The organism is Flavobacterium plantiphilum (genome assembly GCF_046000495.1).
Lineage (GTDB): Bacteria > Bacteroidota > Bacteroidia > Flavobacteriales > Flavobacteriaceae > Flavobacterium > Flavobacterium plantiphilum.
Map to the genome: position 1 here is coordinate 103958 of NZ_JBELQA010000001.1, position 16694 is coordinate 120651.

Genomic DNA, 16694 nt, shown 5'->3' on the forward strand with positions numbered 1-16694 from the left:
TTAGATAAATCACCCTTGTTATTTATCAATTTACCTCCCCCGGTTTTTTGTTTTTTACAATTTAAAAACCTGAGTATTAAAACCACCCGTAATGAAAAGCAATTTGTCTACCGGACTGGGGTATACTTTCTTTAGTTTTACATTCAACCAAAAGGAATATCTGGTATCGATATTTCTTAAGAACTATTTGATTAAAAAGATTAATTATGAGATTACGACAACTGTTAGTATTATTTAGTTTTACAATGTGTACTTTGAGTGCTAACGCTCAGGTATGGAATGCCGATTTAGGCAATGGAAAATATAAAAATCCAATTATCCATGTGGATTATTCTGATCCGGATGTATGCGCAGGCGATGATGGTTATTATATGACTGCTTCGAGTTTTAATAGCTCTCCCGGGCTGCCTATTCTTTATTCAAAGGATTTGGTCAATTGGAAATTAATTGGGTATGCCTTACAAGATCAGGTTCCCGTTGCACATTATCGAACCGTTCGTCATGGAGATGGTGTTTGGGCACCTTCTATCCGATATCATAAAGGAGAATATTTTATTTATTGGGGAGATCCTGATTTTGGGATTTACATGGTCAAAACTAAAAATCCTTCTGGTTCCTGGGAAGAACCTGTTTTGGTAAAAGAAGCCAAAGGAATTATTGATACCTGTCCGTTTTGGGATCAGGATGGAAAAGCTTATCTGTCCTATGCATTTGCAGGTAGCAGGGCAAATGTAAAAACAGTTTTAATGTTGTCAGAAATGGCAGCAGATGGAACTAAATTAATTGGAAATCCGGCTATGGTTTTTGATGGTCATGATGGTCATACAACTGCAGAAGGAACTAAAATTTATAAAAAAGAAGGCTACTACTGGATTTGGTCACCTGCTGGAGGAGTTAAACCCGGATGGCAATTGGCAATGCGGTCTAAAAATATTTGGGGACCTTATGAAGCAAAAATTGTATTGAATCAGGGAAATTCGGCAGTAAACGGACCACATCAGGGCGCTTATGTTGAAACACCAAATGGGGAGGGCTGGTTTATCCATTTTCAGGATCGTTGGGCTTACGGGCGAATTGTTCATCTGCAACCGGTAATCTGGAAAAATGCCTGGCCAATTATTGGAGTGGATACGAATAATGATGGTATAGGTGAGCCTGTTGAAGGATGGGAAAAACCTAATGTAGGGCGTAAATACCCTGTAACTCCTTTAGAATCTTCAGATCAGTTCAATTCGCATCAGTATGGTTTACAATGGCAGTGGCAGGCAAATCAAAATCCTGCTGAACAATGGGGATGGTCTTCTGCTAATTTAGGTTTTTTAAGACTGAACTGTATTCCACGTCCGGAGGAAATGAAAACCATGTGGATGATGCCTAATCTGTTTTTGCAAAAATTTCCGTCGGATAATTTTACGGCTACAACCAAAGTAACTTTTGAGAATAATCCGGATGCTAAAAAATGCAGTACCGGACTTATCATATTTGGAGAAGATTATGGCTATATCGCCATTGAGCAGGATAATGAAGGAAAGCTAAAAGTAGTACAACGTTCGATGAAAAACGCACGTACTTCTAAAGACACTGAAATTGAATTAGCCTCTTTACCAATTCAACAGAAAGAAGTTTTTTTTAGAACCAAAGTGGAAATGATTCAGCAAAAAGAACCATTTGATGCTAAAGTAACTTTTTATTACAGTTTAGACGGAGAGAAATATACCGCATTTGGAAAACCTTTTAAGCCAACAGCCGGACGCTGGGTTGGGGCTAAAATAGGTCTTTTTGCTACCGGAACTAAAGCAATTAACGATAGTAGTTATGCTAATTATGATTGGTTTGAAGTAGTGAGTAATAATGATGTTAAAAATTCTTCATTATCCAGTTTTCAGCAGTAAATACATTTTGTAATTATGAGAAATAAAATTAAATATTGCCTGTTTTCTGTACTCTTTTTCCATTTGATTTCATCAGGACAGTCAAGTCAGAAAGCTGGTTTTCAGGGGATTTCGCCAATTGAGTGGTCTAAAAAAATGGCTGATTCTGATCAAAAAAGGGTTCCGAATCCGGTTTTTCTGGACGGGGTTAAATATCCAAAATGGAATTATACCAATGGTTTGGTATGTCTGGCCAACCAAAAGTTATTTGATTACACCAAGGATAAAAAGTATTGGGATTATGCCTTTGAATATGCAAATCAATTGATTGATGATAAAGGGCAAATTTTGGGCGGGTTTGCTGTTGACAGATACAGTCTGGATCTGGTTAATTCCGGGAAAATTCTTTTTGATATTTATAAAAAAACAGGAGATAGTCGTTATAAAACAGCAATGGATTCACTTCATAAGCAGTTGGAACATCATCCCAGAAATACAGACGGAGGCTATTGGCATAAAAAATCATATCCCTGGCAAATGTGGCTTGACGGGGTTTATATGGCTGATCCGTTTGCTGCGCAGTACGGTGCTGAATTTAAATTGGATAAAGCCATAGATGATGCCATTTTACAAGTGGAATTAATCCAAAAACATACGTTTGATCCTAAAACGGGATTGAATTTTCATGGTTATGATGAAAAACGCCAGCAATTTTGGGCCAATAAAACAACAGGAACTTCTTCGCATATTTGGGGACGTGCTCAGGGCTGGTATTGTATGGCTTTGGTAGATATTTTAGATTTTGTGCCTGAAAATCATCCCAAGCGTAAAGAGCTGATAAAAATTGTTCAAAAAGTTTTTTCTGCTGTTTTAAAAGCACAGGATACAGAAACTAAGGTTTGGTGGCAGGTAATGGATCAACCTCGCAGACAAGGTAATTATTTAGAATCAACCTGTTCCACTATGTTTATCTATTCGTTTGCTAAAGCTTATAATAAAGGATATGTTGAATCCAAATTTCTCACTGCTGCGAGGACTGGTTTTGAGGGAGTTTTAAAACAGTTCATAAAACAGAATCCTGACGGAACAATTTCTATCACAAAATGCTGCGCCGTTTCCGGATTAGGAGGGAAAAATCCTCAGGATCGGGACGGTTCATTCGAATATTATATTTCTGAACCCATCAGAGAAAATGATGCAAAAGCGGTAGGTCCATTTATTTTAGCAGGTATTGAATTACAAATGATTTTGGATAAACACAACTAAAGTAACGATGAAAAAGATAAAAAGAGTAGCTTTTATTTTAGGAACAATATTTACTTTCTTTTGCAATAGTACCAATACTGTAGCGCAAATTGCAGGACAAAGTAAACTTCCTTTTGATATGCCTCAGGTGCAAATTCCCGTTTTTGAAAAGGACACTTTGAATGTTGTTGATTTTGGTGCCATACCGAATACCAATATTCTTTGTACTCAATCGATTAATGAAGCTATTGACCGTTGTTCTAAATCAGGAGGAGGAGTAGTGTTAATTCCTGCCGGTTTATGGACTACAGGTCCTATAAAAATGAAAAGTAATGTGAATTTGCACACCCAAAATGGTGCTTTTATTCAGTTTACCAGTGATTTGAGTCAGTACCAATTGATTGATTCCTATTTTGAGGGTAATAAAACCTTACGATGTGAATCTCCAATTATGGGCACTGAATTACAAAATATAGCTATTACCGGTCAGGGTATTTTTGACGGAAATGGTTCAGCCTGGCGTCCGGTTAAAATTGGTAAAATGACCTCAGGGCAATGGGAAGAATTGGTCAAATCAGGAGGTGTACTTGCTAAAAATGGCAAAACCTGGTATCCTTCAGAGGGTGCTTTGATAGGAAATGAAGAACAGGATAAATTACCTAAAGTGCGTACGGTTGAAAATATGGAACCTTACAAACAGGCTTTGCGTCCGGTTATGGTAAGTTTAGTGAATTGCAAAAAAGTATTGCTTGATGGAGTCACTTTTCAAAATTCTCCGGCCTGGAATGTAAATCCATTGATGTGCGAACATTTGACTCTTACTAATTTAACTATTCGTAATCCCTGGTATTCACAAAACGGTGACGGACTGGATATAGAATCCTGTCGCATTGGGACGGTTACTAATTGTCGTTTTGATGTAGGCGATGATGCCATTTGTATTAAATCAGGTAAAGATAAAGAGGGAAGAGACAGAGGAAAACCTACTGAATTATTTGTCATTTCGGATTGTGTAGTTTATCATGCTCATGGTGGTTTTGTTGTGGGTAGTGAGATGTCTGGAGGTGTACGAAACATTCTAGCCAGGAACCTCACCTTTATTGGAACAGATTGCGGATTGCGATTTAAATCCACCCGTGGTCGCGGTGGAGTAGTCGAAAATATTTGGATGGAAGATATCCGAATGAGTAACATCCCTACAGAAGCCATTAGGTTTAATTTATATTATTTCGGAAAATCGGCAAAAGAAGACCCAATTACAGGAGAATTATTAGTTGAGAATATGCCGGTAACGGAAGAAACTCCGGTATTTAAAAATATGTTTTTCAGCAATATCTATATCAATGGCGCTAAACAGGCATTGAAAATTATGGGACTCCCTGAAATGCCGGTTCAAAACATCCGATTTAAAAATGTATTTGCACTATCAGAAGTGGGAATGCAAATCAATTATGCCAGACAAATTGAATTTGACAATGTTGATTTAAACCTTGATACACAAGATTTTTCGGTTAAAATGGCTAACAGCCAAAACGTTCGTTTTCAAAATTTTAATTCTATAGGTCAAAAACAATTATTCTTAATTGGAGGAAATTCGACCAAAGCAATTTCCTTAAACAGCAAGAACAAAAAGATGGGTTTTCAGGAAATTAAAGTTTCTGAGGCAATTAAAAATCAGATTAAAATAATCCAATAGTAGCGTCTATTGGGATTGCCTATTTCTAAATTTTATCAAATAATTGAACATTGTTCAAAAAATAAACATATCTTTGCAGAAGAATTTATCTGATATGAGTGTAGCCGATAGAAAAGCAAGAGAAAAAGAAGCTTTAAGAGAACTTATCTTAAAAGGAGCTAAAAAACTATTTTTAGAAAAAGGAATAGAACAAACCACTATTCGAAATATTGCTGACGAAATAGATTATAGTGTAGGAACGGTATATGTTTATTTTAAAGATAAAAATGCCATATTACATGATTTACATTCTATAGGTTTTCAAGAATTGGGTAGTCATTTTGCTGATTTATTTAAAATAGAAGATCCAATGGAACGCTTGCGTAAGATGGGATTTGTTTACATCAAATTCGCATTGGAAAATCAGGAAATGTATGATCTGATGTTTAATGTAAAAGCGCCGATGGAATTTATTGAGAACTCAGAATGTTCTGTATGGAGTGAAGGAGATAACACTTTTGGAGCTTTAAAAACCACCGTTCATCAGTGTATAGAAAAAGGACATTTTGTAGGCAATAGATTAGAACCATTGGCTTTTATGATTTGGAGTTTGGTTCACGGTATGTGTTGCTTAGAAATTCGTCAAAGAACAAAAGGGGTAAAGTTTACTAATCCCGATACTATTCTTTATGACGGATACAATGAATATTTAAAAATTATAGAAAAATTATAGTTTTTTTTGATTTCAAAAATGAACACTGTTCAATTAATAAACAATGTAATTAAAAATGGAAAAAGTAGTAATTTTAATGAGCATTTTACTTGGATATCTGGGATATTCACAGAGTAAGTTAGACAGCTATATTGAGGCTGGGCTAAAAAATAATGAGATAATAAAGCAAAACAATTTTGATATAAACAAAAGCATGTATGCTTTAAAAGAAGCACAATCGTTGTTTTATCCGACTGTATCTTTAAATACAAATTATACTGTTGCAGATGGGGGAAGAACCATTGATATTCCTATTGGAGATTTGCTAAATCCAGTTTATAGCAGTTTAAATCAAATTACAAATTCCAATGCTTTTCCTAGTCTGCAAAATCAATCCGTTTTAATTAATCCGGATAATTTTTATGATGCTAAAATTCATACCACGATGCCATTGTTGAATTTTGAAATTATCTATAACAAGAGAATTAAAAGTCAACAAAATTCTTTGCAAAAAATCGAATTGGAAATCTACAAAAGGGAACTGGTTAAGGAAATTAAAATTGCCTACTACAAATACTTACAATCTGTTGAAGGTGTTAAAATTTACGAAGAGGCTTTAAAATTGGTTAAAGAAAATCAAAGAGTGAATCAATCGTTATTTAAAAATGATAAAATAAACCGAACAGCAGTTTTAAGAAGCGATAATGAAGTAATTCGAATTCAGGCTAATTTAGAAACGGCCAAACAAACCAGTAAAAATGCACAAGCCTATTTCAATTTTTTAATTAATCAAAAATTAGATGCTACAATTGAAACAGACCAAATTGAAACATTACCAGAAGATTGGCTTGCAGACAATACTCAAAATAGAGAAGAAATTAAAAAACTCAATCAGGTAAAAGAATTAAATGAAACTGTTGGCAAACTTACCAAGTCATATTGGTTCCCCACTTTAAGCGGATTTGCCGATTTTGGTTTTCAGGATTTTGATTTTGAAGTAAATAAAGATTCCCGATATTATTTTGCCGGTTTAGGTTTACAGTGGAATATTTTTTCAGGTAATAAAAATAAATTCAAACTGAAACAAGTAGAACAGGATACCCAAAAAATCAGTTCACAAATTGACAATGTGAAACAGCAATTATTACTTCAGTATCAGATTTCACAAAATAATTTGAAATCCGCTTTGGAACAATTCAATGCCAATAAAAATCAAAAAGTAGCTGCAAAAAAATACAATGAAGATATAACTAAGTTGTATAAGGAAGGTCAGGCCATTTATATAGAATTGCTCGATTCTCAAAATCAATGGGTTAATACTCAGTTGAGTACCAATATAGCACTTTATAATTCCTGGATTGCTTATGCTGAATTAGAAAGAGCCAATGCCACTTTTACCTTAAACCAATAAAAATTAAGATCATGAACAAATCAATAATCATTTCCCTATTCGTATTACCTCTCTTCTTCGCTTGCAAAGAAGAAAAAAAAGAAAACAATCCATTTGAATCAACTGATATTATTTCAGTAAAAACAGCAACAGTTGAATCATTAGCATTTGCCAACAATATAAGTGCTTCGGGATTAGTAACCACAGAAAACCAAGCTAATTACGGTTTTAAAATCGGTGGTGTGGTGAGTCGTATTTATGTAGAAGAAGGTCAGTTTTTCAAAAAAGGACAACTTTTAGCGAGCTTAAATAACACTGAGATAAGTGCAGGCTTAAATCAAGCAGATTTGAATGTCAAAAAATACGAACGTGACTATACACGTGCTGTTAATTTGTATAAAGACAGTGTTTATACTTTGGAACAACTTCAAAACACAAAGACAGGTTTAGACATTGCTAAAAAGCAAAAAGAAGCAGTAGCATTTAATTCCCGTTACTCCAAAATATATGCTACTACCGATGGATTTGTAGCCCATAAAATAGCAAATGAAGGTGAAGTAGTTGGTCCTGGATCCCCAATATTGGCAATCAATGAAACCAAACAAAACAACAATTATTTGTTGAAAGTAGGCTTGACTGATAAAGAATGGGCTTCAGTAAAAATAGGACAAAAAGCAAAAGTAACACTTGATGGATTTCCTGATGAAGAATTTGAAGCTAGTATTTTTAGAAAATCGCAAGCGGCTGATGCTGCGCTCGGGTCATTTCAAGTTGAACTAAAACTGAATATGAAAAATCGAAAACCAGCTGTAGGAATGTTTGGAAAAGCAGAAATACAAACCGATAAAGCTGATGATTTTATGGCTATCCCTTATAATTCACTTATTGAAGCTGATGGTAACAAAGCCTTTGTTTTTGTAGTGGAAAACAACAAAGTGAAACGTCAACCCATTACGATTTTCAAATTTGACAATAATCAGGTTTTTATAAAAGATGGTCTTCAAAAAACAGACCAGGTAGTAATTTCTAATAGTGCCTATCTAAACGAACAATCGACTATCAAAATAATTAAATAACAACATCATGAAAATAACAAATTTTTCAGTTAAGAATTATCAGTTTACACTGATTCTCGCTCTTTTAGTCGCTGTGGTAGGAGTTCTTACTTTATTCACGATGCCAAGAGCTGAAGACCCTAGTACGCATCCTCCACAATATTTAATTACAGTTATTTATCCAGGAACAAGTCCAAAAGATATGGAAGAACAGGTTGTAAAACCTATTGAAAATAAGATTTATGGCTTAGAAAATATCGAAAAAATATTAACGACTGTAGAAGACGGTGTGGCTGCTTTTCAGGTAAAATTCAAATATGGAGTTGATGTTGATAACAAATATCAGGAAATCTCTACTGAAATGAATGCTCTTAAAAGTAGTGAACTGCCAAAAGATATTTATCAAATCAAAACGGAAAAAATTTCGTCTTCAGATGTAAAAGTTCTGCAGGTAGCTTTGGTTTCTGAAAATGCATCTGACAAAAAACTACGAGATGAAGCTGATAAACTAAAAGCAAAAATTGAAAAGATAACCAATCTTAAAGATGTAAAATACAGTGGTATTCCGGAACAGGAAATCCGTGTGGATTTGAATTTAGAAAAATTGGCACAATTAAAAATTCCATTAAATATAGTGATGGGAAGTTTACAAAGTGAAGCTGCCGACATTCCCGGTGGAAGCATCAATCTGGGGAGCAAAGTTTTCAACGTAAAAACGAGCGGTAAATTCAAAAATGCGGAAGATGTTGCTAATACGGTTATTTACAATGCCAATGGAAAAATCATCTATATGAAAGATATAGCTGATGTGAATTACAAATCTGAAGTGCCCTATCACATTACAAGAATTAATGGACACCGATGCGTTTTAGTAACTGCCGGAATGAAAGACAATGTAAATATTAGTGATGTTCAAAAAGAATATTTACCAATTGTTGATGCATTCGCTAAAGAGTTGCCAGCAAACATTAAACTAATAAAAAACTTTGACCAAGCCGATATGGTATCAAAGCGTTTGGGGCATTTAGGTTTTGATTTTGGATTAGCTATTATTTTGGTTATTGTTACATTATTACCGTTAGGATTAAGAGCATCTGGTATAGTTATGATTTCCATTCCTTTATCTTTAGGTTTAGGATTAATCGCGATGAATGCTTTAGGATATTCATTAAATCAATTAAGTATTGTAGGGTTGGTTGTTGCTTTAGGATTACTGGTTGATGATAGTATTGTTGTTGTTGAAAATATTGAGCGTTGGCTTCGAGAAGGGCATTCAAAAATGGATGCTGTTTTAAAGGGTACAAAGCAAATAGGTATTGCAGTTGTAGGTACTACGGCAACTTTGGTTATAGCTTTTATTCCATTGGCTTTTCTTCCTGATATGGCTGGTGAATTCATCAGAAGTTTACCTATGGCGGTAATCACAAGTGTATTAGCTTCCATGATTGTGGCTTTGACCTTGGTTCCATTTTTAGGAAGTCGTTTCTTAAAAACACACGACCATGAAGGAGGAAATATATTTCTTCAGTATTTACAAAAATTCCTTACAAATACATATAAAAACATTATGCCTAAAGCATTGAAGTTTCCAAAAACTACGATTACCATTTCTATATTTTTAAGTGTTATTGCTTTTGGATTGTTTTCTGTAGCCGGATTTAAATTATTTCCTAATTCTGAAAAGCCGATGTTTCTAATCAATATAAAAATGCCGCTTCAAGCCAATATTTCAGAAAGCGACAGGGTAACAAAAATCGTAGAATCCGAATTAAAAAAACATAAGGAAATTGTATATTTTACTTCAAATGTTGGACACGGAAATCCGCAAATTTACTACAACGTGCATCCACAGGACAGAAAATCTGATTTTGCTCAAATTTTCGTTCAATTGGAAGAGGAAGCAAAACCTTCAGACAAAACCATTCTGATTGAAGAATTGCGTGAAAAATTCAAAACAATGCCTTATGCTAAAGTGGAGGTAAAAGATTTTGAGCAAGGAACACCATTGGAAGCCAATATTGTGGTGCGTTTATTTGGCGAAGACCAGGAAGTTTTACGCAAGCTATCTGCTCAGGTAGAAACTATTTTACGAAATCAGGAAGGAACGGTTTATATCAACAACGAGTTGAATACCTATAAAACAGATGTCAAAATAAAAATTAATAAAGAAAAGGCAAGAACTTTGGGCGTACTAACAAGTGAGGTCGATAAAGTCATTCGTCTTGCCGTTGCCGGTTTAACCGTTGGAGATTATATAGATAATCGAGGTGATACCAGAAATGTGACTATCACTTTGCCAAGAGATAAATTTTCCAATCTTGATGCACTGAAAAATTTATATGTAAATAATGTTCAGGGAACACCAATTGCACTCAATCAAATTGCAACAGTATCTTTTGAAACAGCACCTACGGCAATTAACCATTTTAACAAATCGCCTTTTTCAAAAGTTAGTGCCATGACAAAAGAAGGTTATTTAGCCAATGACCTGCTAGTGGATATTATACCACAATTGGATAAACTTAAAATGCCAAAAGGCTACTATTATAAACTATCCGGAGAAAAAGAATCAGAAGGGGATGCGTTAGGAGGTAATTTTCTGTCGGTGATTATATTGAGCACCTTTTTATTTATAGCCGTTTTGTTGCTGCAATTTAAAACGTTTAAAGGTATCATCATCGTCATGTCTATCATTCCATTGGGTGTTTTAGGAGGTGTACTGTTCTTAATAGCTTCAGGAAACCCAATGTCGTTGGTTGCTATCATAGGTTTCATTGGATTGTCTGGAATTCAGGTAAAAAACTCTCTGCTCTTAGTTGATTTTACAAACCAATTAAGACAGGAAGGAAAATCCATTGATGAAGCGATTGCTATCGCCGGTGAAACCCGTTTTCTTCCGGTAGTTCTAACATCCGTTACTGCAATTTGTGGTTTGATTCCGCTGGCTGTAAACCCCAATCCTCAAATATCTCCATTGGCGATTGTATTGATTGGTGGGTTGATAAGCTCTACCATTCTTGCAAGGATTGTAACACCCGTAATGTATAAACTGATGCCTCCTAAACTTGAGGAAATAGATTAAGAAATTTTAAAATGTATGTATTAAAAAATATCAAAATGAAAAAAACAATTTTAATAACAGGTGCAACATCAGGCTTTGGCTTGAAATTAGCAAACAAATTACACGAACAAGGCTACAATGTAATTGGTACTGGTCGTAATCCGGAAAAACTACAAAGCACAGTTCCTTTTAAGCTATTACCACTAGATATCAGTAATGATGATTCTATTACTTCTTTTACAAAAGAACTTTTTTCGCAAATAGAAAAGTTAGATATTTTAGTAAATAATGCGGGTTATTTCATAACAGGACTTGCAGAAGAAACTCCAATTCATGTTGGGTTAAAACAATTTGAAACCAACTTCTGGGGTACCGTAAAACTTACGAATGCAATATTGCCAAAAATGAGAAATCAAAGACAAGGAAAGATCATTAATGTCAGTTCATTTTTAGGTTTAATAGGACATCCAAACTTAAGTTACTATTCCGCATCCAAGCATGCTTTGGAAGGCTATTTTAAATCTTTAAGATTTGAATTAAATCAGTTTAATATCAAAATTAGTATGGTGGAGCCGATGTTTCATAAAACGAATTTGATTAACAATTCCATTTCGACTCACGGAACTATTAAAGATTATGATAGGTTTAGACAAAAAGTGCAATCTTATTATAACGAGGAATTTAATAAAGCTCCTGAACCAACAGCCGTTGTGGATACCATCATAAAAAGCATTGATTCCAACAATCCGAAATTCAGTTATCCTGTTGGAAAAGGAACTTCAATGATTCTTACTTTGCAACGATTTGCCTATAATGTTTTTGAAAGTGTTGTTTTAAAGGGAATAAACAAATCAAAATAAGATGGAAAACAAAAGACTTCAGTTACTTCAGCGTTTCATTGGAAAACCATTTTCAGGAAGTCCGTCACCATTTGCCAGGTGGCTGAATGGAACAGTAATTTCTGTTGATGAAAATTCGGTCGAATTTCAATTTGAGGTACGAAAAGAGATGACCAATCCTGCCGGAACGCTTCACGGTGGTGTTATTTGTGGAATGTTTGATGATTGTATTGGCATAAACTTTATGATTTTAGGCACAGAAAATTTCTTTCCAACGATTAATCTAAATGTGGAATTTTTTAGTGCGGTAAAAGAAGGATATATTGTAACAGTAAAAACAAAGCTTATAAAAAGAGGAAAATCTGTAATCAATATAAAAGCAGATATGTTTAATTCAGAAAGAATTATAGCTTCAGCAACATCAAATCTTGTTATAAGTGAAATGAGGATAAACATGTAGATAGATTTTGTATCAGGAATTAAATCTTAAAAGCCTCGATTTGGATACATCGCTCAGGGAATTGACTATTCTGATAATTTCAAGGTTTCAGGCCTTTGCTTTATAATTAGTGATTTAAAAAATGGCAACAAAAAAATTGGACAGCAGATAAAATTCCATCACAGCAAGGAAATTAACCAGGTTAAAAGTATTACCATCATAATACAAAATATAAGTATAATAATGAATTTGAGAAAATAATTATCACTCTGGACGAGTGGCTGAAGAAGAAAAGATTGGAAGAGGCTTATTTTCAGATTAGTGAGAACGGACAAAAACCAAGTGAAGTATATCTAAATGTAGGTTTTGAAGACCTTTCGCACTTTTCTTTTGTATCTAAGAAAGAATTTGGTATATCACCAAATAACTTAGTGAGATCATCCTGAATTGTTTAAGTAATATCTTTCGATTTCAAATAAATATATAGAATCATACTGTCTATTTTGCTTTAAAGAAAAAAATAAACAGAGCAATCTCATATTTTTTTAATATTTTGAAAATGAAGGATGTAAGCTTTCTTGTTTATGATAATAAAACGGGATAATTGAAAAATTATCCCGTTAAGTGGAGTCGATGGGATTACAGTCGAACACCTTATAACTATATTAATGTTCATTGATAACCTCGGTAAATAGTGTGTAATCCCTTTGCTTTATTGGGGTTACCGCGAATGATTTAATTTTTAAATTGTTTTTCAATATTAATAATCAGTTTGCTTTTTTTAGAATTTTTACAAAAAAGAGTCATTTAAAAATGGAGGATATAACTTTAATAGTAGCTTAAATTGTTCGTCGATCGAACACTTTTTTGGTTGTTATTTTGGATTAGTAATAAAATATATTATCAAGAAATAATATACTGATTTATTATTTTCATAGACTTAAAGTTTATATAAATACTTCTTCGTTTACCTTTTTCTAAATAAAAAAATGAGGCCTAAAGCCTCATTTTCTACTACAACAAATTAAAAAAATCTAAAATTCCCATCGTACAAAAGCTTCCATAGCCGCATAATGCGCTAATCCAAGCTGGTTGTATAATTGAGCAGTTTCACTATTTCTGTCTTCGGCTCTTTGCCAGAATTCCCTAGAATCAGTTCCCTGAAATACCACACCGTCTTTTTGAGACTGATGTTTGAAAATTCCGTGTCTTTTAGTTAAAACCTGATCCGGGCTCATGGGTACAGCCATTTCAATTTCATCAATTCCCCATTCTTGCCAAGCCCCTCGGTACAACCAAACCCAACAGTCTTTCATAAAATCTTTCGGTTTTAATTGTTTTACCGCTTCAAAAATAGCGTCCAGACATACTTTGTGTGTTCCGTGTGGATCGGCTAAATCTCCAGCAGCATATATTTGGTGTGGTTTTATCTTTTCGATCAAATCCATCGTAATTTGAATATCGGCTGCACCGATAGGTTTCTTCTCAATAGTTCCTGTTTCATAAAACGGAAGTTCCATAAAATGAATCTGGGCATCAGGTAATCCCACAAAATGACTTGTAGCACGCGCTTCTCCTTTTCGAATCAATCCTTTGATGTAACGAACTTCAGGAATATCAATCTCGCTGGCTTTTTTATTCTTTAAAAAGGCAGTTGCTTTTTTATAAATGTCTTCGGCTTCACTATTTTTGATTCCAAATTTCTCATTGTAATCCACTACAAAGCTGGCAAAACGTAAGGCTTCATCATCAGCAACGGCGATATTTCCTGAAGTTTGATAAGCCACATGGACTTCATGACCTTGCTCTTGCAAACGCATAAAAGTGCCTCCCATACTGATGATGTCATCATCCGGATGTGGGCTAAAAAGTAATACTCTTTTTCTTGCTGGTTCTGCTCTTTCCGGACGATTAGTATCATCTGCATTTGGTTTTCCACCTGGCCAACCTGTAATGGTATTTTGCAGTTTATTAAAAATGGCGATATTGATGTCGTAAGCAGGGCCTGAATCGGCTAATAAATCGCTCATTCCGTTTTCAATATAATCAGCATCGGTAAGCATTAAAATTGGCTTTTTCAAGTCCAATGCTAATCCTAAAACTGCTTTTCGGATTAATTTATCAGTCCACACAATTTTTTCTACTAACCAAGGTTTGTTGATTCGGGTTAGTTTTGAAGAAGCTTCTTTATCTAATACAAATACTGCATTGTTATGCTCTTGCAAAAAAGAAGCAGGAATTTGATGGGTTACTTCACCTTCAACCGATTTCTGAATAATTTTTGATTTTCCTTCACCCCAAGCCATTAAGATTACTTGTTTGGCTTCCATTATTTTTTTTACTCCTAAGGTAATAGCCGTTCTTGGTGTATTGCTCAATCCAGAGAAATCGCCACTTGCGGCCACTCTGGTAATGTGATCTAAGGCAACTAATCTTGTTTTTGAATTTTGCAAAGAACCCGATTCGTTAAATCCGATGTGACCGTTTCCTCCAATTCCAAGTATTTGCAAATCAATGCCTCCTAAAGCTTCGATTTTGACTTCATAATCAGCACAATATTCTGCAATTTCCTCTTTTGATAAAGTTCCGTCAGGAATATGATAATTTTCGGGTAATATGTCTACCTGATCCAGTAGTAATTCTTTCATAAAGCGCACATAGCTGTTTATAGAATCAGGTTGCATTGGATAATATTCGTCCAAATTGAATGTAATTACATTTTTAAAACTCAATCCTTCTTCTTTGTGAAGACGAACTAATTCAGCATACAATCCTTTAGGAGAAGAACCTGTAGCAAGTCCTAAGACACAAGATTCGTTATTTTCCTGTTTTGATTTGATAAGTGCTGCGATTTCCTGAGCCACAGCTTTAGAAGCTTCAGTTGAATTTTCGAAAACTATAGTGTTAATATTTTCGAATCGTTTTTCAAACCCTGTCGCTTTGTCTATTGTACTTTTCATCGTTTATTGATTTATTTTTATAATCTTGATTTTAATAGGTATTATTTTCTTGACCAGCTTCTGTATTTATGTCCTTTAAAGGCATAAAAAATGATCATTAAGTAGGTGGGTACTAATATTAAATAAGCTATTTGATTCCCACTTTTGGCTGTTGTAGCTACGCCATTTGCAACGTTAGCTGTATTAATAGTTTCTACTATGGAACCATAAATTAGAGGAAAAATCGCTCCCCCAATGATTCCCATAATCAATATTGCACTTCCTATTTTAGTATATCCACCCAAATCCTGTAGAGCCATTGGCCAAATGGCAGGCCAGCAAAGTGCATTAGAAAGTCCCATAAGTGCTACTAAAATAATAACTAGTGGCAAGGCAGGAATTCCAGGTAATTGAACAATTATAGTGGGAGAAATGGTAACAATCAGTAGTACTAAAATTAAACCTAAAATACCGGAAGCTTTTAGTGCCTGAACCTGAGAAACGTATTTTGGAATAAGCGTAATTCCCAGAATGTATCCTACTACCATTGCGGTCATAGTAAAGGAAGTTAGTTTCAAATAAAAATTACCATCTTCACCGTAAACACCTAGTTGTTTACCGAAACCGCCAATAGAATCTCCTGCTAAAACCTCGGCAGAAAGATAGAGCATCAAGGTAATTACTCCTAAAACGAGTTGGGGAAATTGGAAAGCATTTTGAATTTGCTTAAAAATACTCATGTGGGCTACATTTCCATCTTTGTCCAAATCGATTTCCGGTAGTGGAGAAAATTTTACTAATAAGGCTAAAACAAGAATTATAGCTCCCATATAAGTATAAGGAGTTTGTAATTGCAGTGCGAGTGTATCTAAGGCTGCCGACTTAGCCACGCTGTCAAGAGCTGTAATCTTATCGGCAGTGTAATCCTGCATGTTTGACAATACTAAAGCCGTTAATACTAAAGGAGCTATAAAGCCGGCTAATTTATTTGCAATTCCTAGTACGCTGATTCTGGCAGCAGCACTTTCTCGAGGACCAATAACAACCACATAAGGGTTTGCAGCTGTTTGTAAAATAGCCAGACCTGTTCCCATGATAAATAATGCTAATAAAAACAAACCAAAAGTTCTTGTTTCTGCGGCTGGGTAAAATAGAAATGCCCCCACAGCTATAGTAATTAAACCAAATGAAATTCCGTTTTTATAGCCGATATTCTCAATCACCTTAGAGGATGGAATAGCCATTACAAAATAAGCAATATAAAAGGCAAATGTCACAAAATAAGCTTGTGAAGATGATAATTCGCAAGCCAATTCGAAGAAAGGAATTAGCGGTCCGTTCAACCAGGTTACAAATCCCAGAATAAAAAACAAACTGGTTAAAATAAGCATTGGGATTAATGCACTGCTTCGTTGATTTTGATTTATTGTACATTCAATTGTTGACATAGTTTTTAGATAAGGTTCTA

At 34.5% G+C, this 16694-nt stretch carries 12 protein-coding genes; 10 read left to right on the plus strand and 2 right to left on the minus strand.

Annotated elements, in window-relative coordinates; all coding sequences use genetic code 11:
* Nucleotides 1–206 precede the first annotated feature (206 nt).
* The 10 genes from ABS764_RS00460 (at nt 207) to ABS764_RS00505 (ending at nt 12733) form a co-directional block, all read left to right on the plus strand.
* Complete coding sequence (locus ABS764_RS00460; RefSeq protein ID WP_408078849.1) at nt 207–1892, plus strand: glycoside hydrolase family 43 protein; 1686 nt, start codon at nt 207–209, stop codon at nt 1890–1892.
* A gap of 15 nt (nt 1893–1907) precedes the next feature.
* Nucleotides 1908–3137 (plus strand): glycoside hydrolase family 88/105 protein, encoded by a 1230-nt coding sequence (locus tag ABS764_RS00465; protein WP_408078851.1) that lies wholly within the window; start codon nt 1908–1910, stop codon nt 3135–3137.
* A gap of 7 nt (nt 3138–3144) precedes the next feature.
* A complete protein-coding gene (locus ABS764_RS00470; protein WP_408078853.1) occupies nt 3145–4812 on the plus strand; it encodes a glycoside hydrolase family 28 protein in 1668 nt (555 codons plus the stop codon).
* Between the two features lie 73 nt (nt 4813–4885).
* A complete protein-coding gene (locus ABS764_RS00475; RefSeq protein ID WP_408078855.1) occupies nt 4886–5524 on the plus strand; it encodes a TetR/AcrR family transcriptional regulator in 639 nt (212 codons plus the stop codon).
* A 55-nt stretch (nt 5525–5579) separates the two neighbouring features.
* Entirely contained in the window at nt 5580–6914 is a 1335-nt protein-coding gene (locus ABS764_RS00480; RefSeq protein ID WP_408078857.1) for a TolC family protein, read from the plus strand.
* Between the two features lie 11 nt (nt 6915–6925).
* Complete coding sequence (locus tag ABS764_RS00485) at nt 6926–7969, plus strand: efflux RND transporter periplasmic adaptor subunit (protein ID WP_408078859.1); 1044 nt, start codon at nt 6926–6928, stop codon at nt 7967–7969.
* Between the two features lie 7 nt (nt 7970–7976).
* Complete coding sequence (locus tag ABS764_RS00490; protein WP_408078861.1) at nt 7977–11030, plus strand: efflux RND transporter permease subunit; 3054 nt, start codon at nt 7977–7979, stop codon at nt 11028–11030.
* 35 nt (nt 11031–11065) lie between these two features.
* A complete protein-coding gene (locus ABS764_RS00495; RefSeq protein ID WP_055092979.1) occupies nt 11066–11869 on the plus strand; it encodes an SDR family NAD(P)-dependent oxidoreductase in 804 nt (267 codons plus the stop codon).
* 1 nt (nt 11870) lies between these two features.
* On the plus strand, nt 11871–12308 hold the full coding sequence (locus ABS764_RS00500) for a PaaI family thioesterase (RefSeq protein ID WP_408078863.1): 438 nt from the start codon (nt 11871–11873) through the stop codon (nt 12306–12308).
* Between the two features lie 242 nt (nt 12309–12550).
* Nucleotides 12551–12733, plus strand: a complete 183-nt coding sequence (locus ABS764_RS00505) for a helix-turn-helix domain-containing protein (protein ID WP_408079740.1) — start codon at nt 12551–12553, stop codon at nt 12731–12733.
* A gap of 588 nt (nt 12734–13321) precedes the next feature.
* On the opposite strand, the gene nagB is transcribed toward ABS764_RS00505, so the two are convergent.
* Both nagB and ABS764_RS00515 read right to left on the minus strand, forming a co-directional pair.
* The gene (gene nagB / locus ABS764_RS00510; protein ID WP_408078865.1) at nt 13322–15247 is read right to left on the minus strand and encodes a glucosamine-6-phosphate deaminase; all 1926 of its coding nucleotides are present in this window, start codon (nt 15245–15247) and stop codon (nt 13322–13324) included.
* Nucleotides 15248–15288: 41 nt separating this feature from the next.
* On the minus strand, nt 15289–16674 hold the full coding sequence (locus ABS764_RS00515) for a sugar MFS transporter (RefSeq protein WP_408078867.1): 1386 nt from the start codon (nt 16672–16674) through the stop codon (nt 15289–15291).
* Between the last annotated feature and the right edge of the window lie 20 nt (nt 16675–16694).